The organism is Pseudomonas sp. GYB4201 (assembly GCF_056312595.1).
In genome coordinates, this window is the sequence record NZ_JBWGIG010000025.1 from 71,091 (window position 1) to 91,891 (window position 20,801).

At 66.1% G+C, this 20,801-nt stretch carries 20 protein-coding genes and 1 riboswitch; of the genes, 9 read left to right on the plus strand and 11 right to left on the minus strand.

What is annotated here, in order from left to right:
* Nucleotides 1-32: 32 nt before the first annotated feature.
* Nucleotides 33-224, plus strand: a riboswitch (cobalamin riboswitch).
* A 94-nt stretch (nt 225-318) separates the two neighbouring features.
* The 4 genes from cobW to AC0Z2B_RS21960 are packed head-to-tail and all read left to right on the plus strand — an operon-like array spanning nt 319 to nt 6,810.
* Nucleotides 319-1,386: a cobalamin biosynthesis protein CobW gene (gene cobW, locus AC0Z2B_RS21945; RefSeq protein ID WP_416425408.1), complete on the plus strand. Its 1,068-nt coding sequence runs from the start codon at nt 319-321 to the stop codon at nt 1,384-1,386.
* A 3-nt stretch (nt 1,387-1,389) separates the two neighbouring features.
* Nucleotides 1,390-5,148 carry a cobaltochelatase subunit CobN gene (cobN, locus tag AC0Z2B_RS21950; protein ID WP_476299381.1) on the plus strand — a complete coding sequence of 1,253 codons (3,759 nt, stop codon included), beginning with the start codon at nt 1,390-1,392 and terminating at the stop codon, nt 5,146-5,148.
* A gap of 1 nt (nt 5,149) precedes the next feature.
* Complete coding sequence (locus AC0Z2B_RS21955; protein ID WP_476299383.1) at nt 5,150-6,151, plus strand: magnesium chelatase ATPase subunit I; 1,002 nt, start codon at nt 5,150-5,152, stop codon at nt 6,149-6,151.
* A complete protein-coding gene (locus tag AC0Z2B_RS21960) occupies nt 6,133-6,810 on the plus strand; it encodes a vWA domain-containing protein (RefSeq protein ID WP_476299415.1) in 678 nt (225 codons plus the stop codon). The genes AC0Z2B_RS21955 and AC0Z2B_RS21960 overlap by 19 nt, the downstream gene beginning before the upstream one ends.
* Before the next feature lie 96 nt (nt 6,811-6,906).
* On the opposite strand, the gene AC0Z2B_RS21965 is transcribed toward AC0Z2B_RS21960, so the two are convergent.
* Nucleotides 6,907-7,176, minus strand: a complete 270-nt coding sequence (locus AC0Z2B_RS21965; protein WP_416425405.1) for a hypothetical protein — start codon at nt 7,174-7,176, stop codon at nt 6,907-6,909.
* 326 nt (nt 7,177-7,502) lie between these two features.
* Between AC0Z2B_RS21965 and AC0Z2B_RS21970 the strand changes: the two genes are divergently transcribed.
* Nucleotides 7,503-8,828 carry a sigma-54 dependent transcriptional regulator gene (locus tag AC0Z2B_RS21970; protein WP_476299385.1) on the plus strand — a complete coding sequence of 442 codons (1,326 nt, stop codon included), beginning with the start codon at nt 7,503-7,505 and terminating at the stop codon, nt 8,826-8,828.
* A 73-nt stretch (nt 8,829-8,901) separates the two neighbouring features.
* Here the strand turns inward: AC0Z2B_RS21970 and AC0Z2B_RS21975 are convergent, their stop codons facing one another.
* The 7 genes from AC0Z2B_RS21975 to AC0Z2B_RS22005 form a co-directional block, all read right to left on the minus strand.
* Nucleotides 8,902-10,197 (minus strand): coiled-coil domain-containing protein, encoded by a 1,296-nt coding sequence (locus tag AC0Z2B_RS21975; protein ID WP_476299387.1) that lies wholly within the window; start codon nt 10,195-10,197, stop codon nt 8,902-8,904.
* A gap of 68 nt (nt 10,198-10,265) precedes the next feature.
* Nucleotides 10,266-11,021 (minus strand): hypothetical protein, encoded by a 756-nt coding sequence (locus AC0Z2B_RS21980; protein WP_476299389.1) that lies wholly within the window; start codon nt 11,019-11,021, stop codon nt 10,266-10,268.
* Nucleotides 11,022-11,054: 33 nt separating this feature from the next.
* The gene (locus tag AC0Z2B_RS21985) at nt 11,055-11,735 is read right to left on the minus strand and encodes a C39 family peptidase (RefSeq protein WP_476299391.1); all 681 of its coding nucleotides are present in this window, start codon (nt 11,733-11,735) and stop codon (nt 11,055-11,057) included.
* Between the two features lie 68 nt (nt 11,736-11,803).
* Nucleotides 11,804-12,826 carry a heme utilization protein gene (locus tag AC0Z2B_RS21990; protein ID WP_476299393.1) on the minus strand — a complete coding sequence of 341 codons (1,023 nt, stop codon included), beginning with the start codon at nt 12,824-12,826 and terminating at the stop codon, nt 11,804-11,806.
* Between the two features lie 55 nt (nt 12,827-12,881).
* Nucleotides 12,882-13,457: an adhesin gene (locus AC0Z2B_RS21995; RefSeq protein ID WP_416425399.1), complete on the minus strand. Its 576-nt coding sequence runs from the start codon at nt 13,455-13,457 to the stop codon at nt 12,882-12,884.
* Between the two features lies 1 nt (nt 13,458).
* Complete coding sequence (locus AC0Z2B_RS22000) at nt 13,459-13,893, minus strand: hypothetical protein (RefSeq protein ID WP_416425398.1); 435 nt, start codon at nt 13,891-13,893, stop codon at nt 13,459-13,461.
* Nucleotides 13,894-14,202: 309 nt separating this feature from the next.
* Nucleotides 14,203-14,727, minus strand: a complete 525-nt coding sequence (locus AC0Z2B_RS22005; RefSeq protein WP_476299395.1) for an AAA family ATPase — start codon at nt 14,725-14,727, stop codon at nt 14,203-14,205.
* Between the two features lie 270 nt (nt 14,728-14,997).
* Here AC0Z2B_RS22005 and AC0Z2B_RS22010 point away from each other — a divergent pair, with 270 nt between their 5' ends.
* Together AC0Z2B_RS22010 and AC0Z2B_RS22015 are read left to right on the plus strand one after the other, a co-directional pair.
* The gene (locus AC0Z2B_RS22010; RefSeq protein WP_476299397.1) at nt 14,998-15,828 is read left to right on the plus strand and encodes an undecaprenyl-diphosphate phosphatase; all 831 of its coding nucleotides are present in this window, start codon (nt 14,998-15,000) and stop codon (nt 15,826-15,828) included.
* Nucleotides 15,815-16,234: a DUF1294 domain-containing protein gene (locus tag AC0Z2B_RS22015; protein ID WP_476299399.1), complete on the plus strand. Its 420-nt coding sequence runs from the start codon at nt 15,815-15,817 to the stop codon at nt 16,232-16,234. The genes AC0Z2B_RS22010 and AC0Z2B_RS22015 overlap by 14 nt, the downstream gene beginning before the upstream one ends.
* 47 nt (nt 16,235-16,281) lie before the next feature.
* Here the strand turns inward: AC0Z2B_RS22015 and AC0Z2B_RS22020 are convergent, their stop codons facing one another.
* Nucleotides 16,282-16,632 carry an MmcQ/YjbR family DNA-binding protein gene (locus AC0Z2B_RS22020; protein ID WP_416427426.1) on the minus strand — a complete coding sequence of 117 codons (351 nt, stop codon included), beginning with the start codon at nt 16,630-16,632 and terminating at the stop codon, nt 16,282-16,284.
* Nucleotides 16,632-17,540, minus strand: coding sequence for a LysR substrate-binding domain-containing protein (locus AC0Z2B_RS22025; protein WP_416425394.1), 909 nt, complete (start codon nt 17,538-17,540; stop codon nt 16,632-16,634). The genes AC0Z2B_RS22020 and AC0Z2B_RS22025 overlap by 1 nt, the downstream gene beginning before the upstream one ends.
* Nucleotides 17,541-17,671: 131 nt before the next feature.
* On the opposite strand from AC0Z2B_RS22025, the gene AC0Z2B_RS22030 reads away from it, so the two are divergent.
* Nucleotides 17,672-18,235, plus strand: coding sequence for an FMN-dependent NADH-azoreductase (locus tag AC0Z2B_RS22030; protein WP_416425393.1), 564 nt, complete (start codon nt 17,672-17,674; stop codon nt 18,233-18,235).
* A 216-nt stretch (nt 18,236-18,451) separates the two neighbouring features.
* Nucleotides 18,452-19,489 (plus strand): alpha/beta hydrolase family protein, encoded by a 1,038-nt coding sequence (locus AC0Z2B_RS22035; protein ID WP_416425392.1) that lies wholly within the window; start codon nt 18,452-18,454, stop codon nt 19,487-19,489.
* On the opposite strand, the gene AC0Z2B_RS22040 is transcribed toward AC0Z2B_RS22035, so the two are convergent.
* Nucleotides 19,483-20,676 (minus strand): MFS transporter, encoded by a 1,194-nt coding sequence (locus tag AC0Z2B_RS22040; protein WP_476299401.1) that lies wholly within the window; start codon nt 20,674-20,676, stop codon nt 19,483-19,485. The two genes, AC0Z2B_RS22035 and AC0Z2B_RS22040, sit on opposite strands and share 7 nt — an antisense overlap.
* Nucleotides 20,677-20,801 lie beyond the last annotated feature (125 nt).

Here is a 20,801-nt window from a genome sequence, read left to right on the forward strand (position 1 = left end):
AGGGGCGATGTTGACCTTCCCCCCCACACTGCGTAGCCTTGCACCTTCGAGGTTCTCCGCCACGCGGAGCCAAGATGGGAATGCGGTCCAAGCCGCAGCTGCCCCCGCAACTGTAAGCGGTGCGCGCCCCGGCAATGCCACTGCGTTCCACGCGGGAAGGCGCCAGGGTCGGCTTTCGAGCCCACGCCGCAAGCCAGGAGACCTGCCTCGACAGACTTCCACTACAACCGGGCGGGGTGATCCGGTGGCGAATGCACCCGCGTGCCCGGCACCCGCGGTTCTCGTCCCGTTTGCCCGCCATATTGCCAAGGGCATCCGATGAAAACACTGGCCAAGCTTCCCGTCACCATCGTCACCGGCTTCCTGGGCTCGGGCAAGACCACCTTGCTGCGCCACATGCTGGACAACGCCCAAGGCCGCCGCATCGCGGTCATCGTCAACGAATTCGGCGAGCTGGGCATCGACGGCGAAATCCTCAAGCAGTGCACCATCGGCTGCACCGAGGAAGAGGCCACCGGCCGCGTCTACGAACTGGCCAACGGCTGCCTGTGCTGCACCGTGCAGGAAGAATTCTTCCCGGTGATGCGCGAACTGGTGGCCCGCCGTGGCGACCTCGACCACATCCTCATCGAGACCAGCGGCCTGGCCTTGCCAAAACCGCTGGTGCAAGCCTTCCAGTGGCCGGAAATCCGCAGCGCCTGCACCGTCGACGCGGTGATCACCGTGGTCGACAGCCCGGCCGTGGCCGCCGGCACCTTCGCCGCCTTCCCGGACCAGGTCGACGCCCAGCGCAAGCTGGACCCCAACCTGGACCACGAATCGCCGCTGCACGAGCTGTTCGCCGACCAGCTGGCCAGCGCCGACCTGGTGATCCTCAACAAGGCCGACCTGATCGAGCCCGAGGCCCTGGCCGCCGTGCGCCGCGAAGTGGCCGAGGAACTGCCGCCGGCGGTCAAGGTCATCGAAGCCAGCAGCGGCCGCCTGCCGCTGGACGTGCTGCTGGGCCTGGGCGCCGAGTCGGAAGAACACATCGACGGCCGCCTGACCCACCACGATCATCACCACGACGACGATGATCACGACGACCACGACCACGACGCCTTCGACTCCATCTCCATCGAGCTGCCCGAAGCGCCGGAAGCCCAGCTGCTCGACGCCCTGACCACCCTGGTGGTCAAGCACGGCATCCTGCGGGTCAAGGGCTTCGCCGCCATTCCGGGCAAGCCTATGCGCCTGCTGATCCAGGGCGTGGGCACCCGTTTCGACAAGCACTTCGACCGCGCCTGGCGCGCCGAAGAAGCGCGCAGCACGCGCCTGGTGCTGATCGGCCAGGAGCTGGACGCAGCCCTGTTGGAAAGCCAGCTGCGCGCAGCCCTGAACGGTTAAGCCATGCACCTGCTGAGAACCCAGCCCGGCGGTTTCGTGCCGGACGACAGCATCGCCGACCTGGGCCAGACACCGGCCGAGCTGGTGATTCTCTGCAGCGGTGACTCGCACCTGGCGCTGCTGGCCGAGGCCGCCCGGCAGCTGCCGGACGACTTCCCAAGCCTGCGCCTGGCCAACCCCATGCAGGTACAGAACCACGCTTCCGTGGACCTGTACGTGGACGAGGTGTTGCGCCACGCCAAGGTCATCCTGATTTCCCTGCACGGCGGCATCGGCTACTGGCGCTACGGCGTCGAGCAGCTGGTGGCGCTGGCCGAACGCGGCGTGCAGCTGATCCTGGTGCCCGGCGACGACCGCCCCGACCCCGAGCTCAGTGACCTGGGCACCGTGGGTCGCGAGGTGGGCGAACGCCTGTGGCACTTCCTGCGCCAGGGCGGCATGGGCAACGCGTTGTCGTTGTTCAACTGCCTGGCCAGCCAGTTTCTCGGTCGCGACTACGCCTGGGCAGAGCCCCAGGCGCTGCCGCGCACCGCCATCTATCACCCGGCCCACCACGATGCCGGCCTGGCCCATTGGCAGGCCGACTGGCAACCCGGCCAGGCCGTGGTGCCGCTGATCTTCTACCGCTCGCACCTGCAGGCGGCCAACACCGGTTTCGTCGACGTGTTCTGCCAACGCCTGCTGGCGGCCGGCCTGAACCCGCTGCCCATGGCCGTGGCCAGCCTCAAGGAGGCCGGCTGCCTGAGCCAGGTGCAGGCCTGGATGGACGAAGTCGGCGCGGCGGTGATCCTCAACACCACCGGGTTTGCCCAGTCCAGCCCGGAAGCGCCGCACCTGCGGCCGTTCCGCCGCGACATCCCGGTGATCCAGGCCATCTGCGCCCAGGACAACCAGCCCGGCTGGGAAGCCAGCGAGCAGGGCCTGGGCCCGCGCGACCTGGCCATGCACATCGCCCTGCCGGAGCTGGACGGGCGCATCATCAGCCGCCCCATCAGCTTCAAGGACCTGGCCTGGCGCAGCGAGCGCAGCCAGTCCGACGTGGTCTGCTACCGCGCGCACCCCGAGCGCATGGATTTCGTCGCCGAACTGGCGCGGCGCTGGGCCGAGCTGGCGCGCCTGCCCAACGGCCAGAAGCGCATCGCACTGATTCTGGCCAACTACCCGACCCGCGACGGCCGCATCGGCAACGGCGTGGGCCTGGACACCCCGGCGGCGGCGCTGAACATCCTGCGCGCCCTGCACGCCGAGGGCTACCCGGTGCAGGGCCTACCCGCCAGCGGCACGGCGCTGATCCAGCAGTTGCTGGGCGGCGTCAGCAACGACCTTGACAGCCTTGACCTGCGCCCCTGCGCCCAGAGCATGGCCATGGACGACTACCTGGCGGCGTTCGCGCGCCTGCCGCTGGCCAACCAGCAGGCGGTGCGCGAGCGTTGGGGCGAGCCAAGCGCCGACCCCATGTGCCGCAGCGGCCGCATGATGGTCGCCGGCCTGCGCTTTGGCCTGACCTTCGTCGGCATCCAGCCGGCTCGTGGCTACCAGCTGGACCCCAGCGCCGTGTACCACGACCCCGACCTGGTCCCGCCCCACGGCTACCTGGCGTTCTATTTCTGGCTGCGCCACGCCTATGGCGCCGACGCCGTGGTGCACGTGGGCAAGCACGGCAACCTGGAATGGCTGCCGGGCAAGGGCGTGGGCCTGTCCGAGCGCTGCTGGCCGGACGCGCTGCTGGGGCCGATGCCCAACGTCTACCCGTTCATCGTCAACGACCCGGGCGAGGGCGCCCAGGCCAAGCGCCGCACCCAGGCGGTGATCATCGACCACCTGATGCCGCCGCTGACCCGCGCCGAAACCTATGGCCCGCTGCGCGACCTGGAGCGCCTGGCCGACGAATACTACGACGCCCAGCTGCTGGACCCGCGCCGCGCCCGCGAGCTGCAACGCGAGATCCTGGCGCTGGTGCGCGACGCGCAGATCGACCGCGAGCTGCAGCTGGACGCCGGCTGGGACAGTGACGCCGACGCCGCGCTGTGGCTGCCGCGCCTGGACACCTACCTGTGCGACCTGAAGGAATCGCAGATCCGCGACGGCCTGCACATTTTCGGCGAGTCGCCCACCGGGCGCCTGCGCATCGACACCCTGGCGTCGCTGTTGCGCATCCCGCGCGGCGATGGCCGCGGCGCCCACGCCAGTCTGATCCGCACCCTCGGGCGGGCGCTGCAGCTGGGCTTCGACCCGCTGGACTGCAACCTCGGCGACAGCTGGGAAGGCGCCCGCCCGGCCTGCCTGCAGGCGGTCAGCGCGGACAGCTGGCGCACCGCCGGCGACACCCGCGAGCGCCTGGAGCTGTATGCCGCGCAGCTGATCGAACAGGCGCTGCACACGCCTGCCGCCACCGGTTGGGCTGACGTCGACCTGATTCTCGACGGCCTGCGCGACACCGTCGCGCCACGCCTGGACGCGTGCGGCCCGGCCGAGATCGGCGGCCTGCTGGCGGCCCTGGGCGGGCGCTTCGTGCCTGCTGGCGCCAGCGGCGCGCCCAGCCGTGGGCGCCTGGACGTGCTGCCCACCGGCCGCAACTTCTTCTCGGTGGACGTGCGCAACCTGCCCACCACCACCGCCTGGCGCATCGGTTTTGCCTCGGCCAACCTGATCCTCGAACGCCACCTGCAAGACCACGGCGACCACCTGCGCCAACTGGGCCTGTCGGTGTGGGGCACGGCCACCATGCGCACCGGCGGCGACGACATTGCCCAGGCCATGGCGCTGATGGGCGTGCGCCCGGTGTGGGCCACCGGCAGCCAGCGCGTCGACGATTTCGAGATTCTGCCGCTGAGCCTGCTCGACCGTCCGCGGGTGGACGTGACCCTGCGGGTGTCGGGCTTCTTCCGCGACGCCTTCGCCAACCTGCTGCGCCTGTTCGACGCCGCCGTGCAGGCGGTGGCCGCGCTGGACGAGCCGGACGACCTCAACCCGCTGGCGGCCAAGGTACGCAGCGAGCAACAAGCCCTGCTGGCCCAGGGCATCGACGCCGAACAGGCGCGCCGCGAAGCCGGCTGGCGCATTTTCGGCGCCAAGCCCGGCAGCTACGGCGCCGGCGTCCAGGGCGCCATCGACGGCCGCCTGTGGCAGACCCGCCAGGACCTGGCCGAGGCTTACCTGAACTGGGGCGGCTACGCCTATGGCGGCACCGACGACGGCACGCCGGCGCGGGCGCAGTTCGCCCAGCGCCTGGGCCAGGTGCAGGCCGTGGTGCAGAACCAGGACAACCGCGAGCACGACCTGCTCGATTCCAACGACTACTACCAGTTCCAGGGTGGCATGCTTGCCGCGGCCGAAACCCTGGCTGGCAAGGCGGCCGCCAGCTACCACGGCGACCACAGCCAGCCCGACCTGCCGCGCATTCGCACCTTGAAGGAAGAACTCAACCGCGTGGTGCGCGCCCGTGCGGTGAACCCCAAATGGATCGACGGCGCCAAGCGCCACGGTTATAAAGGAGCGTTCGAGCTGGCCGCGACGGTCGACAACCTGTTCGCCTTCGACGCCACCACCCATTTGATCGACGACCACCAGTACGCGTTGCTCGCCGATGCCTACGTGCTGGACGCCGACACCCGAGGTTTCATGCAGCAGCACAATCCCCATGCCCTGCGCGACATCACCGAGCGCCTGCTCGAGGCCCAGCAACGCGGCCTGTGGGGCGAGCCGGGCGACTACCGCCAGGCCCTGGAGGAACTGCTGCTGGATATAGAAGAAGATGCCTGACATGCGCGATACCCCGCATTTTCCCCTGGCTGCCGTGGTTGGCGCCGACTCGCTGAAACTGGCCCTGTGCCTGAGCGCCATCGACCCGAAGATCGGCGGCGTGCTGATCGAAGGCCCGCGCGGCATGGCCAAGAGCACCCTGGCCCGTGGCCTGGCCGACCTGCTCGCCAGCGGTCAGTTCGTCACTTTGCCCTTGGGCACCTCCGAGGAACGCCTGGTGGGCACCCTGGACCTGGACGCGGCGCTGGGCGAGGGCCGCGCGCAGTTTTCCCCTGGCGTGCTGGCCAAGGCCGACGGTGGCGTGCTGTACGTGGACGAGGTCAACCTGCTGCCCGACCACCTGGTGGACCTGCTGCTGGACGTGGCCGCCAGCGGCGTCAACCGCGTGGAGCGCGACGGCATTTCCCATCGCCACAGCGCACGCTTCGTGCTGATCGGCACCATGAACCCGGAGGAGGGCGAACTGCGCCCGCAACTGCTCGACCGCTTCGGCCTCAACGTGGCCCTGGACGGCCAGCCGGCTCCCCAGGAGCGCAGCCAGATCATCCGGCGGCGCCTGGCGTTCGACGCCGACCCGTACGCATTCTGTGACGAGTGGGCCAGCCGCCAGGACGCCCTGCGCCAGCGCTGCCAACTGGCGCGGGAGGTATTGGAAGAGGTGCCGCTGGACGACCAGGCGCTGGCCGTCATCACCGAACGTTGTTTTGCCGCCGGCGTCGACGGCATGCGTGCTGACCTGGTGTGGTTGCGCGCGGCACGGGCCCATGCCGCCTGGCGCGGGGCCCTGGGTATCGAGGCCATGGATATCGATGCAGTGGCCGAGTTCGCCCTGCGCCATCGCCGTCGCCAGCCCCCCGAGGCGCCCCAGGGCGAGCAGCCGCCGCCTGCCGGCGCGCAAGCGCCCCAGGCCGCCAGCGGCGAAGGCCAGTGGGGCGGCCTGCCGCCCCAGGCCACGCCCATGGGCGCGCGGCGTGACGTGCCGAGCTGGCCAAAAAAGCCCTGAGCATTCGCCCGCGCCCCGGGGCGGGTGCCAGACCCCAGGCCGGGCAGCAGCAGGGGCGCCGTGGCGCCGCGCGGGCTGCGGCTTTCGGCCGGGTGGACTGGGCCGCCACGTTGTTGCAGGGGCGGCCACGCAAGGCTGTCGACCTGCGCTGGCAGCAGCGCCGGGCCAGCGCCCATGAGCTGTGGCTGGTGGTCGTCGACGCCTCGGCGTCCACCCGCAAGCACCAGGCCCTCGCCGACGCCAAGGGCCTGCTGGCCGAGCTGTTCGACCAGGCCTACCGCCGCCGCGCGCGCCTTGCCCTGCTCACCGCCAGCGGCGAGCAGCCGCACTGGCAACGCCATGGCCTGAAAGCTTCCCAGGCCCTGCAGCCCTGGTTGCAGGCCCTAGCCGCTGGCGGCGGCACGCCGCTGGTGGCCGCGCTGGCCCAGGCGGGCGAGTTCCTCGCGCGCCGGGCCAAGGCCTTCCCCCATGAGCAGCAGCGCTGCCTGGTGATCACTGATGGGCGTATCAAGCGCGCAGAGGGCATCGTGCCGCTGCCGTGCCCGGCGCTGCTGATCGATATGGAAAGGGGGGCGATTCGCCTGGGCCGTGCCGTTGAATTGGCGAAACAGCTAGGCGCGGAGTATCGACATATAGACAGTTTGCCAGGCACTTTATAAGTGCTGCGCTGTTATGCCGCAGGCAAGGCAACTCGGATTTTAATTAATTAGCCAGCTATCCGTAGTTGCCACTACTGCCACGGTGCAAAGTGCCACTTATTGTTGTGGCATGCTCCAGGGTTGCAGGTCGTAACCGTCCTGGCGCAGTTCGGCGCGTACTTCTTCGAGCAGGTGGGCCCATTGCGCAGGGTCCGAATAAGTGCTGCTCGGTACTTGCTTGCGACCAATGCTGTTGCGGGTGCGGTCTACCACGGTCAGGCTCAGTTCGCCGTTGCCATCCTGTGGGGCCCAGGCCACGCACTGGAAGGGTTCGAAGGCGTGGCCGGCAATCAGAAGTGCTTCGTTGACACGCAGTGGGGCGTTCATGGGGTCAGTCTCTCTAGTGTGCCCGAAAAAGTGTGCAGGGCGGCGGCAAGGTCATTACCGATTGCGTCTGCTTGTCTGTACTGATGCTGCCAACCGGGCAACAAGTCACACGCGGGCAGGAAAATGATCAAACTTTTTTTCTCATGGCCTTTTTAGCGTTCGTTTTGACGTTGAAAAATCAACGAAATTCCCGATCGTAAAAACGTGTAACAGTTTTGTAGACCAACGGTCCTTGGCACCGTCAAGTTAATTGCTACTGTTACAGACGGGGTCGCCAACTCGCTGTTTCTAATAACTTTTATATTATTGGCGCCAAGGAGCCGGTCATGCTCGATATGGCAAACACGCGACGCCTGCTAATTGTCGACCCTTGCGACGACTGCCATCAGTTGTTGCCCGGCCTGCGCACCGTGGGCTGGGAGGTGGACAGCTGCGAGCTTGACCAGGCCTGTGACCACCCTTGCGACGTGGGCCTGTTGCGCCTACAACCCTTTCACCTGGAGCGCCCGGAGGCGGTCAAGGAGCTGATCAGCCGCAGCAACACCGAGTGGATCGCGGTGCTCAACCAGGACGTGCTGCGCATGCAGAACGTCGGTGATTTCGTCTGCGAGTGGTTCTTCGACTTCCACACCTTGCCATTCGACGTGTCGCGGGTGCAGGTCACCCTGGGCCGCGCGTTCGGCATGGCGCGCCTGCGCGGGCAGGGGGCGGTGCACGTCAACCAGCCCGAGCACGAACTGCTGGGCGACAGCCGCCCGATCCGCGACCTGCGCAAGCTGCTGAGCAAGCTGGCGCCCACCGAGTCGCCGGTGTTGATCCGCGGGGAGAGCGGCACCGGCAAGGAGCTGGTGGCGCGCACCCTGCACCGCCAGTCCCAGCGCCATGCCAAGCCGTTCGTGGCGATTAACTGCGGGGCGATTCCCGAGCACCTGATTCAGTCGGAGCTGTTCGGCCACGAGAAGGGCGCGTTCACTGGTGCCCACCAGCGCAAGGTGGGGCGCATCGAGGCGGCCAACGGCGGCACGCTGTTCCTCGATGAAATCGGCGACCTGCCGCTGGAGCTGCAGGCGAATCTGCTGCGTTTCCTGCAGGAAAAACACATCGAACGGGTGGGCGGCAGCCAGCCCATCGCCGTGGACGTGCGGGTGCTGGCGGCGACCCACGTCAACCTGGAGTCGGCGATCAGCGCCGGGCGTTTCCGCGAAGACCTGTACTACCGTTTGAACGTGTTGCAGGTGGTGACCGCGCCGCTGCGCGAGCGCCATGGCGACCTGGCGATGCTGGCCAACCACTTCGCCCACTTCTACAGCCAGGAAACCGGCCGGCGGCCGCGCAGCTTCAGCGAGGACGCGCTGATTGCCATGGGCAAGCATGACTGGCCGGGCAATGTGCGCGAACTGGCCAACCGCGTGCGCCGTGGGCTGGTGCTGGCCGAAGGGCGGCAGATCGAGGCCCAGGACCTGGGGCTGACCAGCCAGACCGCGGTGGTGGTGCCCATGGGCACGCTGGAAGACTACAAGCACCGTGCCGAGCGGCAGGCCTTGTGCGACGTGCTGAACCGCCATTCCGACAACCTCAGCATTGCCGCGCGGGTGCTGGGCATCTCGCGGCCGACGTTTTACCGGTTGCTGCATAAACACCAGATTCGTTGAACGTGCGAGGACGCGGCCTGTGGCCGCTGCTACGGGGTTTCGTAGCAGCGGCCACAGGCCGCGTCCGTTACCATCAGAAGTAATACGGGAATTTCAGGCTGAAGGTGAAGTCCGGCGCGTCATCGGTCATGCCGATGGACAGGTTCGGCACGATGGTCAGCGCATCCGTGGCCGCGATGGTCATGCCGATGTTGAAGTACCCGGCGTTGGCGTCGCTGGAGGGCACGCCCTGCCAGTCGCCGCCGTCCTGCTTGATCTTGGCGCGACGCTGGATCAGGTCGGACAGCGAGAACGACATGCTCATCTTCTCGTTCAAGGCGAACGCCACGCCCATGCCCACCTGGAAGCTGTCGCCCAGGTCCACCTTGCCGCCGATGCTGGTGCCGACGTTGGGGTCGATGTCGCCGAAGCTGTTCACGAAGTTGTGGGTGTAGGAGAAACTGCCGAACAGCACGGCCGGGTCGAAGCTCTTGATCAGCGAGATGCCCGGGGTGACCGACCACATGCCGTTGCCGGTGGGCAGCGAGTCAGGCACGGCAAGGTTGTCGTTGTTCGGCGATTTTACCAGCTTGATGCCGTATGGGTCCTTGCCGGTAGGCGCTTTCACCCGCACGCTGAATACCGCGTCGGGGCGGTAGGGGCCCTCGTCCATGAATTTGTAGGCGACGCCGGCGTTGATGTCGCCGATGGTGGGGTCGCGGCTGACCGATTCCTGGGAGATGGCAGTGGTGGAACCGCCTGCACCAGCGGACTGGAAGGTGGAGTCGCGGTAGATGACCGGCACGTTGACGTCGAACTGCCAGCGGTTGTTGATGTTGTAGCGGCCGGTTACGTCCAGGGTCCAACTGTCGGCCTTGATGCGGTCGATGTTGATGTTGCCGAGGAAGATCGAGTCCAGGGCCAGGAAGCCGTTGAGCACCAGTTGCCGGGTGTCGTAGTGCGAATAGGTGATGCCGGTCTCGAGGCTGAACTTGCCGCCGCCGAAGAAGCCGGTGTTCTCATCGTACAGGTTGTTGACGCTCTGCGCCGGCGTGGAGTCGTCCTTGAGCGACTGGCCGTACGACGCGCCGCCTGCGGCACCCCCGCTGCTGGTGCCCGGGGCGCCGGTGGCGATGGTCTGGGCCTTGCTGGGCTCGGCTGGCGACTTGCTCAGGCGCTTGGGCGGTGGCGTGCCCGGGGTTTCCTCGACCTGCTTGACCCGTTGCTCCAGCACCATCAGTGCCTGTTGCTGTTGATCGTAACGTTGCTTGAGTTGCAGCAGTTCTGCCTTGAGTTCCTCGACCTGGGGGTCGGGGGCTGCCTGCAAAAGCGTTGCGGGAAGCAGAGCGCTTAAGCAGACAACCGCATTGAACGAAAACGATCGTTGCATGGTGAGCCGTCCCTGTTGACTGCATTATTTTGAGACGAAGCGTAGTCCAGATTTTCATGCAGCGTAGGTTAGTACCCCATGTTACGCAGGCCCCTGAGCTGGCTCAGGCCCGAGTCGATATTGCCGCTGGCGGGCACGTTGTTACGCATCACCACGTTGAGCTGGGTCAGGTTGCTGACTTGGTTGGAGCCCCCCAGCAGGGTAGTCAGTTGCGACAGGCCGCCCTGGCCCAGCGATTGGCTGGTGGTGCCCTGGTTGTTGTTGGCCTGGATCGACATCTGCACGCCGCTGCCATTGCTGGCCACGGTCAGGCTGCCCGCCCCATTGGTGCCGGTAATGGTGCTGCCCGGGGCCAGGACCTGCCCTTGCGGCGCCGCCGGGGTCGGGGCGGCGCTCGCTTGGGAGACGTTGATGTCGACGTTGTTGTAGGCGCTGTTGTTATCGCCTGCGGCGCGCACCGACTGGGTCACGCCCTGGGTGGTGGTCAGGCCGGCGCCCCCGGTGACAATGCCGGTGCCGGGGTTCTGCGCCAGGTCAGCGGTGCCGCTGCCCTTGCTATTGAAGGTTTGCACGTAGAACTGCGGGGTGATGGTGGTGGACTGCACCTGCATGTTCGCCCGCGCACCCAGCATGTCGCCGTTGGCGTTCTGCCAGGTGGTGGACATCACCACGCCGAAGCTGATGATGCGTCCGGGCATGACAAAGCGGCCGCGCAAGGTGGAAAGCTCGGAGTCCTTGACCTCTATCGGTTGGAATGCCGGCGCGGCGTGCACCGGCACACTGGCAGCCAGGCACACGGCCAGCAGCCACTGTTGAGTATTCATCGGGTGCTCCTGGAGCTTCATGCCCCTATTTATTTAGAAGAAATCACTCTGGATGAAGCCGAAGTCCATGAGATCCGCGTCTTGCACGGGCTTGAACTGATCCAGCTGGCCCTTGGCGGTCAGTGGCACGGGCGGGGTGAGCAAGGTGTTGGTCTTGTCGTAGCCCTGGCCAATGACGGCGAAAATGATCCCGTTCCAGCCTTTCACGAAGTCTTCACGGGCGTAGCGCTTGTGGCCCAGCACCGGGTCGCCGACATAGACCCAGTCGCGTTGCACGCGCTGCATCACAACGAAATGCTTGTAGCCACGAATGTCCATCAGCACCACGACGGGAATGTTGATCTTGTCCAGGCTGTCGGCGGGTATGCGGTAGCCACGGGCACGCATGCCGATGCTTTCCACATACTTCTTCATGTCCAGCATGGAGAAACCCTGCACCTTGACGGTGTCCTGGTCGGAATGGGCCAGCATGCCTTCGATCACCTGTTTCTCGTCGACGTCCAGCCAGTAGGCTTGGCGCAGGACCGTGGCCAGCGCGGCGGCGCCGCAACTGAAGTCGGTCTTCTGCTGGACCAGGTCGGAAAAGTGCCGCTCACGCATGCTCTGGATCGACTTGTGAATCACCGTACCGCCAGGCAGGGCGGGTATGGACATGTTCGAGGCCCAGGCAGGGCCAGCCAACAGCAGCAGTGTCAGGAGGGCAGAAGTGCGCATGGTCGAGTCGCCTTGCTTGGTGGAGCTGAAAAAGAGCCCCCTTGCGGGGGCCCTCGAGACCGTCGTGATTACATGCTGGTTTTGCCGGCAGCAATCGACAGCGAGTTGCTTTGTTGGTTGCCGATACCTGCCGAGACGTTGGCGCCGACGTTGCCGGACACGTTGTTCAGCGAGTTGTTCAGCGAAGCGGTGTTGGTCACAGGGTTGGCCCAGCCGCTTGGGGTCAGCACTTGATAGGAGGCTACGCCGCCCAGCTCGAAGCTGCCGCTTTCCTTGAACTGCAGAGGCTGGGTTGGGTCTTTGTGGCCGCCTTTGTCGCCACCCCAGCCGCTGTTGTTGCTGGCCAGGCTGTCATGACCGCCAGGTTGGCCGCCATGAGGGTCGCCACCGCCCACGGTGCCGGTGCCGGTGCCTTTGTAGGTGCCAGTGGCACGGAACGACGCGGTGAGGGTGTCTTTGGTGTAGGTGCGGTCGGCCACGTTGTTGACAGCGTTACCCGTCGAGGTCTGGTTGGCCGAGGCACTGGCGCCTGCTACACGGCCGCCCGAGACGGCAATGGCCAGGTTGTTTTTCTGTTGGTTGTAGTCGCCCGAGGTCACGTTGATGCCAATGTTGCCCGAGCTGCCGTTGGCGGTACCGTTGAGGCTGGTGTTGGTGCTGGTGGAGTAGTTGGCCACGGCGTTGCCGGTGTTGCTTTGAGTGGCCGAGGTTTGCGAGTAGGCGCTGCCGAAGATGAAGCTTTCGTCGGCGGTGGCGATGGCAGCGGCGTTGTCTTGTTGGTTGGCGTCGCCGCCAGCCACGTTGACGCCCAGGTTGCCGTTGGAGCTGCCAGCAGAGTTATTCACCGAGGCCGAGTTCTTGGTGCCTTCGTTGACTACGGCGTTGCCCGAGCTGGTTTGTGCGTCGGACACCACGGCGGCAGCACCAGCGGTCAGCTGGATTTGCAGCATGGGATCGGGTTGCTGCTGATGACCACCATGGTGCGGATCGCCATGCCCACCTTGGTTGCGATCGTCGCCCGCGTGAGCGGCGACGGCCATGACGGCAGCAAGGGCGAAGACCAGAGGCTTGAGGGCCATTGTAGGTTTCATGGTGTTTCTCCGTACTTATTTTATTTTAGTTAAGTGTTGTTTCTGTCTTGGAGGGTCAGTCAGCGACCCTTACGCTCAGGGTGTTGCCCATGCGGTTCCCCACCCCGGCGCTCTGGTTCAGCTGGATCAGTCCACGGCTTCCGGTGAAGGCCTGGTCATCGGTGTTGACCTGGCGGGAGCCGAGTGAACCTGCTGAGTCGGAGCCTCTTGCCAGCGCCACGTTCTGTTGTGACAGGGCGCTGTCGTCAACGCTGAGCGGCTGCGCACTGGTGGTCAGGCGCATGGCGTTGGCTTGCTGGTTGTTGGCGCCGGCGGTCTGGTTGATGCCCAGGGCGCCGTTGCCGTTGCTGAACGAGTTGCCTTGAATCGACGACCGGGCGTTCATCACCGGGTCGACCACGGCCTTGGAAACCTGCTTGATGTGCGTGGTGGCGCTGGCCTGGGTGCCGCTGGCGATGGCCCGGGCGTTGGCCTGTTGTTGCTGGTCGCCGGCGGCCTGGTTGACGGCCATGTTGCCGTTGTAGCCGACGCCGGCATTGCTGATCACGGCGTTGTTGACCACGGGCACGCTGCTGTCGGCGAAGGCGCTGGCGCAGCCCAGCAGGGCGATGAAGAGCAGGGTAGGTTTCATCTCACTTGCCTCCGGTCATCATCTGCAGCGGGGCCAGGCCCTGGCTGAGCGCCGAGTTCACGGTGTTGGAGATACCGCCGCCAGCGCCGCCGGAGTGGCCTGCGGAGACGCCCGGCAGGGCGCTGCCGGTGACTGCGCTGAGGCCGCGCAGGTTGCCATCGGGCATCATCAGGCGGGTGACGCTGCTGCCGGTGTTGATGCCAGCGATGTCGCCGTCGCTCAACTCGGTGTTGACCGCGGCGTTCACTTCGCGGGACATGTTGGTGTTGACGGTGACCGGGTTGGGGTCGGGGCGCATGGTCGGGCGTGTGGCGATGCGTGGCTGCACTTCGCGCTGGATGACGATGACGCCGTCGCCAGCGGCCTGGGCCGCCAGGTTGTAGCAGCACCCCAGCAGGAGCAGGCAGGCAATGCCTTGTTTGGTAGTCCCGATCATGGCCATCCCTCTTCTTGTGTGCGCCGGCCTTGTTGGCGTTGCGAGGAAGAGAGCAGGGCGTGTGCCAGTTTTGAGAACGGCTGTTAAATCAAGGAGTTGGCCTATCAAGCCGGCCGTGCCGGATTTTTGCTGTAACAGCGCTGAGACAGTTCCAAATGAAAAGCGGTCTCAGACAATGGCCAGTGGCCGTTGTTCCCCCCTAACCTGGGTGTAACGCTGGCCTAACAAGTGGGCTGGCGTTTCGCTGCAACCGCTGCCGGCGGGCCTTGCACCTACGGCATGTGTTTCAGAAATGGACACTTGTTGCCGTCAGCCCAGCAATCTTTCCACCTGGGCACTGGCGGCGGCCAGCCGTTGTGGCCAGTCTCCCTCGATGACGGCGTAGGGACGCTGGTGAGCGTCCAGCCACTGCTGGCAGTCGGCGAAAAACGCCAGGCGCTGCTCCAGGTCAGGCTGACAGCGCTGCCCATCATCCACCCAGGTGGCGCCCCGGGGCGACAGCAACAGGTGCAGGTGGTAGTCGCGCTCCAGCAGCGCGGGTTCGATCCAGGCCGGGCAAGCGCCGAACAGGGTGTGGCTCCACAGCAGGTTGCTGAGCAGGTGAGTGTCGAGAATCAGCAGCGACGGTTGCTGGGCACGGGCGGCATCCTCCCAGGCCAGCTGGCCACGGGCGATGGCGGTGATATCGGCCAGGCAGGTGTCGCGGCCGCCCTGGCTGTCGATGAAGTGGCGCACGTATTCGCCCACCACCAGGCCGCCGAACCTGGCCTGCAGGGCCTGGGCCAGCACGCTCTTGCCGGTGGATTCGGGGCCGGTCAGTACCAGGATTTTCATGGGCCGGCTGGCCGGCGCGGGCGCGGGGTGGGGAACATTTACCGATTCCGTGGGACAAACGTGGCGATTGTAACCGTGGCCGGGCTGCGTCGGCAGGCTTTGCTCGCACCTTGATACACGAAAGTGCGGCAATAGAGCGGTTTTCATCGATTTGTCAGCGGAGTGGGCTACTGTCTTCTGATAGCATTTCGCCGCTTTTTCGGCGTGTTGTTTCACTTATAAAGAAAATCAGGAACCTGCCCATGAGCAGGCTTCCACTTGGGGGAATTGATGGATTTATGGACCGCCGCACAGGCATTGATTCTAGGGATAGTCGAGGGGCTCACGGAGTTTTTGCCCATTTCCAGCACCGGGCACCAGATCATTGTCGCTGACCTGCTGAACTTTGGTGGTGAGCGGGCCATGGCCTTCAACATCATTATCCAGTTGGGTGCCATCCTGGCGGTGGTCTGGGAGTTTCGCCAGAAGATCATCGAGATCGTCACCGGCCTGCCCACCCGGCCCCAGGCGCGGCGCTTTACCGCCAACCTGCTGATTGCCTTCCTGCCGGCGGTGGTGCTGGGGGTGATCTTCGCCGACGCCATCCACCAGTACCTGTTCAACCCGGTGACCGTGGCGGTGGCCCTGGTGGCCGGCGGTATAGTCATGCTGTGGGCTGAAGAGCGCGAGCACGTGGTGCGGGTGGAGCACGTGGATGACATGCGCTGGCACGACGCGCTGAAAATTGGTTTCGCCCAGTGCCTGGCGATGATCCCCGGCACCTCGCGTTCCGGTTCCACCATCATCGGCGGCCTGGTGTTCGGCCTGTCGCGCAAGGCGGCCACCGAGTTTTCGTTCTTCCTGGCCATGCCCACCATGGTCGGTGCGGCGGTGTATTCGGGGTTCAAGTACCGCCACCTGTTCCAGGCCAGTGACCTGCCAGTGTTCGCCCTGGGCTTCGTCACTGCGTTCGTGTTCGCGATGGTCGCGGTGAAAGGCCTGTTGAAGTTCATCGCCAACCACACCTACGACCTGTTCGCCTGGTACCGCATCGGTTTTGGCATGCTGATCCTGGCCACCTGGTGGTTCGGCTGGATCGATTGGGACCATGTCCAGCCGTAGCGCCGGCGCCCAGCGGGCGTCGCAAGCGGTGAAGGGGGCTGGGGTGCGTTACCTCAAATTGAAGCTGCTGGCGCTGGTGGTGCTGTGCGCGTTGCCGGCCAGCGGCGTGGTGATGCAGTGGCTGCGCGGTGGCCGGCCGGTGGTGCTGTTGGTGTACCTGGTGATGAGCCTGGTGACCTTCGGCCTGTACTGGCGCGACAAGCACCAGGCCCGCCGCGAGGGCCAGCGCACCCCGGAGAAGCTGCTGCATGCCGCCGAGCTGCTGGGCGGCTGGCCCGGTGCGCTGCTGGCGCAGCAAGCGTTCCGGCACAAGACGCGCAAGGTCAGCTACCAGGTGGTGTTCTGGCTGATTGTACTGGCCCATGAGCTTGGCTGGTTGTACGTCTTCACCCAGCACGCCCTGTAACCCCGCCCGTAGCAGCGGCCGCAGGCCGCGTCCCAATCGCCGCCGCGTCACAGGTCCAACAACAACCCCACCTGCGTCTTCTTCGGCAACCGCCGCACCACCAGCTGGTGCGAGCGGCGCAGCAGCTCGCGCACCTCATCGTCGCTGACCACCAGCGGCAGCGCCAGGCTCACCCAATGGGCACGGGCCAGGTACGGCGCCGGGCGAAAGCCGGGGCGGTCGACGTAGCCCAGGAACAGCTCCTTGCCCACCTTCAACGACAGGCTGTCACCGGCCAGGCCGAACACCGCGAACATCTTGTTGCCGGCCACCGACAGCACGCGAATACCGCCCCACTTGTAGTCTTCCTGCGCGCCGGGCAGGCCCAGGCAATACGCGGCCAGCTGTTGCTCGTTCATCATATGAAGCGCTCCCCACATTCCTCGAGTGTCTTCACCAGGTGGTCAATCCACGCCCGCACTGCCGGCAGCACGCCGCGGCGGTGCGGGTACACCGCCTGCAGCCAGCCACCGCCCAGCGACCAGTCGGGCAGCAGTTGCACCAGCTCGCCGCTGGCCAGCTCCGCCTCGCAGTGCATCAGCGGCAGCATGGTAAAGCCCAGGCCGGCGATGGCGGTGGCCTTGCGCACCACGAAATCCTCGATGCCCAGCCGCGCTTCCAGCACCAGGTCACGCTTGTTGCCCTGTTCATCCAGCAGGCGCAAATGGACCATGCGGTCGGCCTCCAGCGCGCCCATCACCGGCAGCACCACCAGGTCGTCGGGGCTGGCGATGGTGTTGCCGGCCAGCAGCGCCGGGCTGGCCACCAGTATGGCGCGGGCCTCGCGCAGGCGCCGGGTGACCAGTCCCGGGTCTTCGTCCCACGGCTCGCGCACGCGCAGGGCCACGTCGATGCCCTCGGTGATCAGGTCGACCCGGCGGTTGAGCAGCACCATGTCCAGCTGCACGTGGGGGTATTCCTGCAGGAAGCTGCTGATCACCTTGGGCAGGAACTCGTGGGCCAGGCCCACCGGGCACGACACCCGCAGGCGGCCGCGCGGTTCGCTGGACAGGCTGGCCACCACCTCGTCGGCCATCTCCGCCTCCAGCAGCATGGCCTGGCAGTGGCGCAGGTAGCGCTCGCCCACGCTGGTGAGCTTGAGTTGCCGCGTGGTGCGTTGCAGCAGCCGCGCGCCCAGGCGCTCCTCCAGTTCGGCGATGCGCCGCGACAGGCGCGACTTGGGCACGCCCAGCTGGCGCCCGGCGGCGGCGAAACCGCCGGCCTCCACCACCTTGGCGAAGTAGTACAGGTCGTTGAGATCTTGCATGGGGCGTTTTCCCGACTGTCTCATTTGTGGGACAATCTAACGCATATCAATGGACTAATCATCTATTCCACTTCCCGGTAGGATGATCACCATTCCAGCTGCCCCGGCGGCTTCATAGACAGGAGATTTCCATGAAACTGTTGCACATCGATTCCAGCATTCTCGGCGACAATTCCGCTTCCCGTCAGCTGAGCCGCGCCGTGGTCCAGTCCTTCGAAGGCGCTGAAGTCACCTACCGTGACCTGGCTGCCGAAGCCCTGACTCACTTCTCGTCCGCCACCCTGGCTGGCGGCGAAGTGGAAGCCAAGCTGTCGGCTGACACCCTGGGCGAGTTCCTGGCTGCCGACGTGGTTGTGATCGGCGCGCCGATGTACAACTTCTCCATTCCTACCCAGCTGAAAGCCTGGATCGACCGCATCTGTGTGGCCGGCACTACTTTCCGTTACACCGAAGCCGGCCCTGAAGGCCTGTGCGGTGGCAAGAAAGTGGTGATCGTCTCCACGTCGGGCGGCATCCACGCTGGCCAGCCATCGGGCGTGGCCCACGAAGAGTTCCTGAAAGTGCTGCTGGGCTTCATCGGCATCACCGACATCGAAATCGTTCGCGCCGAAGGCCTGGCCTACGGTGACGAAGTTCGCACCAAGGCCCTGGCCGGTGCCCAGGCCAAGATCGATTCGAAATTGTTCGCTGCCTGATTACAACGAAACACGCTGAACCCCGGCGCCCGTGGCTGCTCAAAGCACCACGGGCGCTTTGTTTTGCGCGGCATTCGCGTATGATGCGCGGCTTTTGGCCCGGGTTATGCTTGTGCATAGCTGACTAACCTTTCATTCGGTGGCGGCCCAGACTGGACGTACACTGTGATCACTGCGAAAGGTTCCTATCAGGCGGGTAGCAAAGGTGGGCATCCCATGATGCGTCTTTGTGCAAATCTTCTCATGTGCCTGGCCATTGGCCTGGTTTCGGTGCAAGTGTCCGCGGCCCCTCCCGTGCATTGGAGCGTGGGCTTCCATCGCCTCACATTCCTCGACCCGCTGGACCACAAGCCCATGCAGGCGCTGGCCTTCTACCCGTCGAACCAGCGCGAGCAGGTCACGGCCATCGAGGGCTACAAGGTCGAGGCCACCGAGGATGCGCGCATCGCCATGGGGCGTTACCCGCTGCTGATGCTCTCCCATGGCAACGCCGGCACGCCGCTGGCGCTGCATGACCTGATCACCGCGCTGACCCGCAAGGGCTTCGTGGTGGTGGCCGTCTACCACCCCGGTGACAACTACAAGGACCACAGCCGCCTGGGCGCGGTGAGCAACCTGTACGGCCGGCCGCTGCAGATCTCCGAGGCCATCACCTCGGCGCTGTCGGCGCCGATGCTGTCGCCCTTCATCGACCCGGCCCAGATCGGCGTGATCGGCTACTCGGCGGGGGGCGAGACTGCGCTGATCCTCTCCGGTGCCCAGCCCAACCTCGACCGCCTGCGCAAATACTGCGCCGAATTCCCCAACGACGCCGATGCCTGCCAGACCCATGGCGAGTTGGTGGTGGACCGTGACGACCTGCACGCCGCCGCCGACCCGCGGGTGAAGGCACTGCTGCTGATGGCGCCGCTGGGCCTGATGTTCAACCGCCAGGCGCTGTCCCAGGTGCAGGTGCCCACGCTGATCTACAGCGGCGACAGCGACAAACTGCTGGCCCTGGACAAGAACGCCGCCGCCCTGGCGCGCAAGCTGCCCAAGGTGTCGGACTACAAGCTGTTGGCCGGGGCCGGGCATTTCGTCTTCATGGCGCCCTGCGATGACGAGCAGAAAGCGCGCATGCCGGGCCTGTGCAACGACGCCGAGGGCGTCAACCGCGTGGACATCCACCGCGACCTGGTGCGCCAGGCCGGGCAGTTCTTCAGCCAGACCCTGAACGAACCGAGCCACGCCGGCATGCAGACCGCCGATCAGTGAGCCGCTGAGCGGCGCGCCAGCAACAGCACCAGGCCCAGGCCGCCCAGCGACAGCAGCGCTGCGCAGCAGAAGATCCACGGGTAGCCCAGGTGCAGGGCGATCATGCCCATCAAGGGCCCGGCCAGCGCCAGGGCCAGGTCGAAGAACACCGCGAACGCGCTCAGCCCGGCGCCCCGGCTGGTGCTGGGCACCTGGCTGATGGCCAATACGCCCAGCGCCGGGTACACCAGCGACAGGCCGAACCCCGCCAGGCAAGCGCCCAGCAAGGTGACTGCCGTCGATGGCGCCAGCCACACCAGGGCCAGGCCCAGGGTCTCAATGGCCATGCAGGTGACCGCCACGGTAAACCCGCCCAGGCGGTTAATGGCGTTGATGAACACCAGCCGCGATACGATAAAGCTCAAGCCGAAGGCGCTCAGGCAATAGGCGGCGCCGGTCCAGCCGCGGTCCAGGTAGTACAGGGTGATGAAGGTGGTCAGGGTGCCGTAGCCGATGGACGCCAGGGTCAGGCTTACCCCATACGGCGCCACCCGGCCGAACGCTGCCCAGAACGGCAGGCGCTCGCCGCGCACTACTGGCACCGAGGGCTTGCGGCGGATGCACAGCAGGGCCAGCACCGCCAGCGCTGACAAGGCCACGCCCAACGTATTGAAACCGCCGGCGTCGACCATCCACACCCCCAGCGGCGCGCCCAGGGCGATGGCGCCGTAGGAGGCGATGCCGTTCCAGGAAATCACCCGCGCCGTCTGCTCGCTGCCCACCTGGCCGATGCCCCAGCTGATGGTGCCCACGCCAATCAGCCCCTGGGCAATGCCCAGCAGCACCCGCGCCAGCACCAGGATGCCGAGGCTGGCCAGGGGCAGGGCCTGCAACAGCGTCGACACCAGGGTCAGCAGCCCGCTGACGGCAATGCCGCCCAGCCCCAGCACGATGGCGCGCTTGGTGCCCAGGCCATCGGCAGCACGCCCGGCCATGGGCCGGCTAAGCAGGGTGGCCAGGTACTGCGAGCCAATGGTCAGGCCGGCCACCACGGCGCTGAAGCCCAGCTGGTCGTGGACATAGCCGGGCAGCACCGCGATCGGCAGGCCGATGCAGAGGAAGGCGATGAAGGTGTAGAACACGATCGAGACGATCTTGAGGGTGATGCTGAGGTTGCTGGCGGGCGGGAGCGGTTCGGCGGCAGTCATGGCAACTCGTTCGCGGGCGGGCGGTTGGAGAGTTGGCTCATGATGGCGGGGGTTGCGAGGAATTGGAAGGCTGCCGACGCGGCCTGGCCGCCGCTGCTACGCCTGTAGCAGCGGCCGCCAGGCCA

What these genes read in the sequence shown, in the direction of transcription:
- AC0Z2B_RS22040 (WP_476299401.1), bottom strand. Translation starts at nt 20,676, where the DNA reads ATGACTGCCGCCGAACCGCTCCCGCCCGCCAGCAACCTCAGCATCACC.
- AC0Z2B_RS22020 (WP_416427426.1), bottom strand. Translation starts at nt 16,632, where the DNA reads ATGAACGAGCAACAGCTGGCCGCGTATTGCCTGGGCCTGCCCGGCGCG.
- AC0Z2B_RS22035 (WP_416425392.1), top strand. Translation starts at nt 18,452, where the DNA reads ATGATGCGTCTTTGTGCAAATCTTCTCATGTGCCTGGCCATTGGCCTG.
- AC0Z2B_RS22010 (WP_476299397.1), top strand. Translation starts at nt 14,998, where the DNA reads ATGGATTTATGGACCGCCGCACAGGCATTGATTCTAGGGATAGTCGAG.
- AC0Z2B_RS21955 (WP_476299383.1), top strand. Translation starts at nt 5,150, where the DNA reads ATGCGCGATACCCCGCATTTTCCCCTGGCTGCCGTGGTTGGCGCCGAC.
- AC0Z2B_RS21985 (WP_476299391.1), bottom strand. Translation starts at nt 11,735, where the DNA reads ATGCGCACTTCTGCCCTCCTGACACTGCTGCTGTTGGCTGGCCCTGCC.
- AC0Z2B_RS22030 (WP_416425393.1), top strand. Translation starts at nt 17,672, where the DNA reads ATGAAACTGTTGCACATCGATTCCAGCATTCTCGGCGACAATTCCGCT.
- AC0Z2B_RS22005 (WP_476299395.1), bottom strand. Translation starts at nt 14,727, where the DNA reads ATGAAAATCCTGGTACTGACCGGCCCCGAATCCACCGGCAAGAGCGTG.
- cobW (WP_416425408.1), top strand. Translation starts at nt 319, where the DNA reads ATGAAAACACTGGCCAAGCTTCCCGTCACCATCGTCACCGGCTTCCTG.
- AC0Z2B_RS21980 (WP_476299389.1), bottom strand. Translation starts at nt 11,021, where the DNA reads ATGAATACTCAACAGTGGCTGCTGGCCGTGTGCCTGGCTGCCAGTGTG.
- AC0Z2B_RS22000 (WP_416425398.1), bottom strand. Translation starts at nt 13,893, where the DNA reads ATGATCGGGACTACCAAACAAGGCATTGCCTGCCTGCTCCTGCTGGGG.
- AC0Z2B_RS21970 (WP_476299385.1), top strand. Translation starts at nt 7,503, where the DNA reads ATGCTCGATATGGCAAACACGCGACGCCTGCTAATTGTCGACCCTTGC.
- AC0Z2B_RS21995 (WP_416425399.1), bottom strand. Translation starts at nt 13,457, where the DNA reads ATGAAACCTACCCTGCTCTTCATCGCCCTGCTGGGCTGCGCCAGCGCC.
- AC0Z2B_RS21975 (WP_476299387.1), bottom strand. Translation starts at nt 10,197, where the DNA reads ATGCAACGATCGTTTTCGTTCAATGCGGTTGTCTGCTTAAGCGCTCTG.
- cobN (WP_476299381.1), top strand. Translation starts at nt 1,390, where the DNA reads ATGCACCTGCTGAGAACCCAGCCCGGCGGTTTCGTGCCGGACGACAGC.
- AC0Z2B_RS22015 (WP_476299399.1), top strand. Translation starts at nt 15,815, where the DNA reads ATGTCCAGCCGTAGCGCCGGCGCCCAGCGGGCGTCGCAAGCGGTGAAG.
- AC0Z2B_RS22025 (WP_416425394.1), bottom strand. Translation starts at nt 17,540, where the DNA reads ATGCAAGATCTCAACGACCTGTACTACTTCGCCAAGGTGGTGGAGGCC.
- AC0Z2B_RS21990 (WP_476299393.1), bottom strand. Translation starts at nt 12,826, where the DNA reads ATGAAACCTACAATGGCCCTCAAGCCTCTGGTCTTCGCCCTTGCTGCC.
- AC0Z2B_RS21965 (WP_416425405.1), bottom strand. Translation starts at nt 7,176, where the DNA reads ATGAACGCCCCACTGCGTGTCAACGAAGCACTTCTGATTGCCGGCCAC.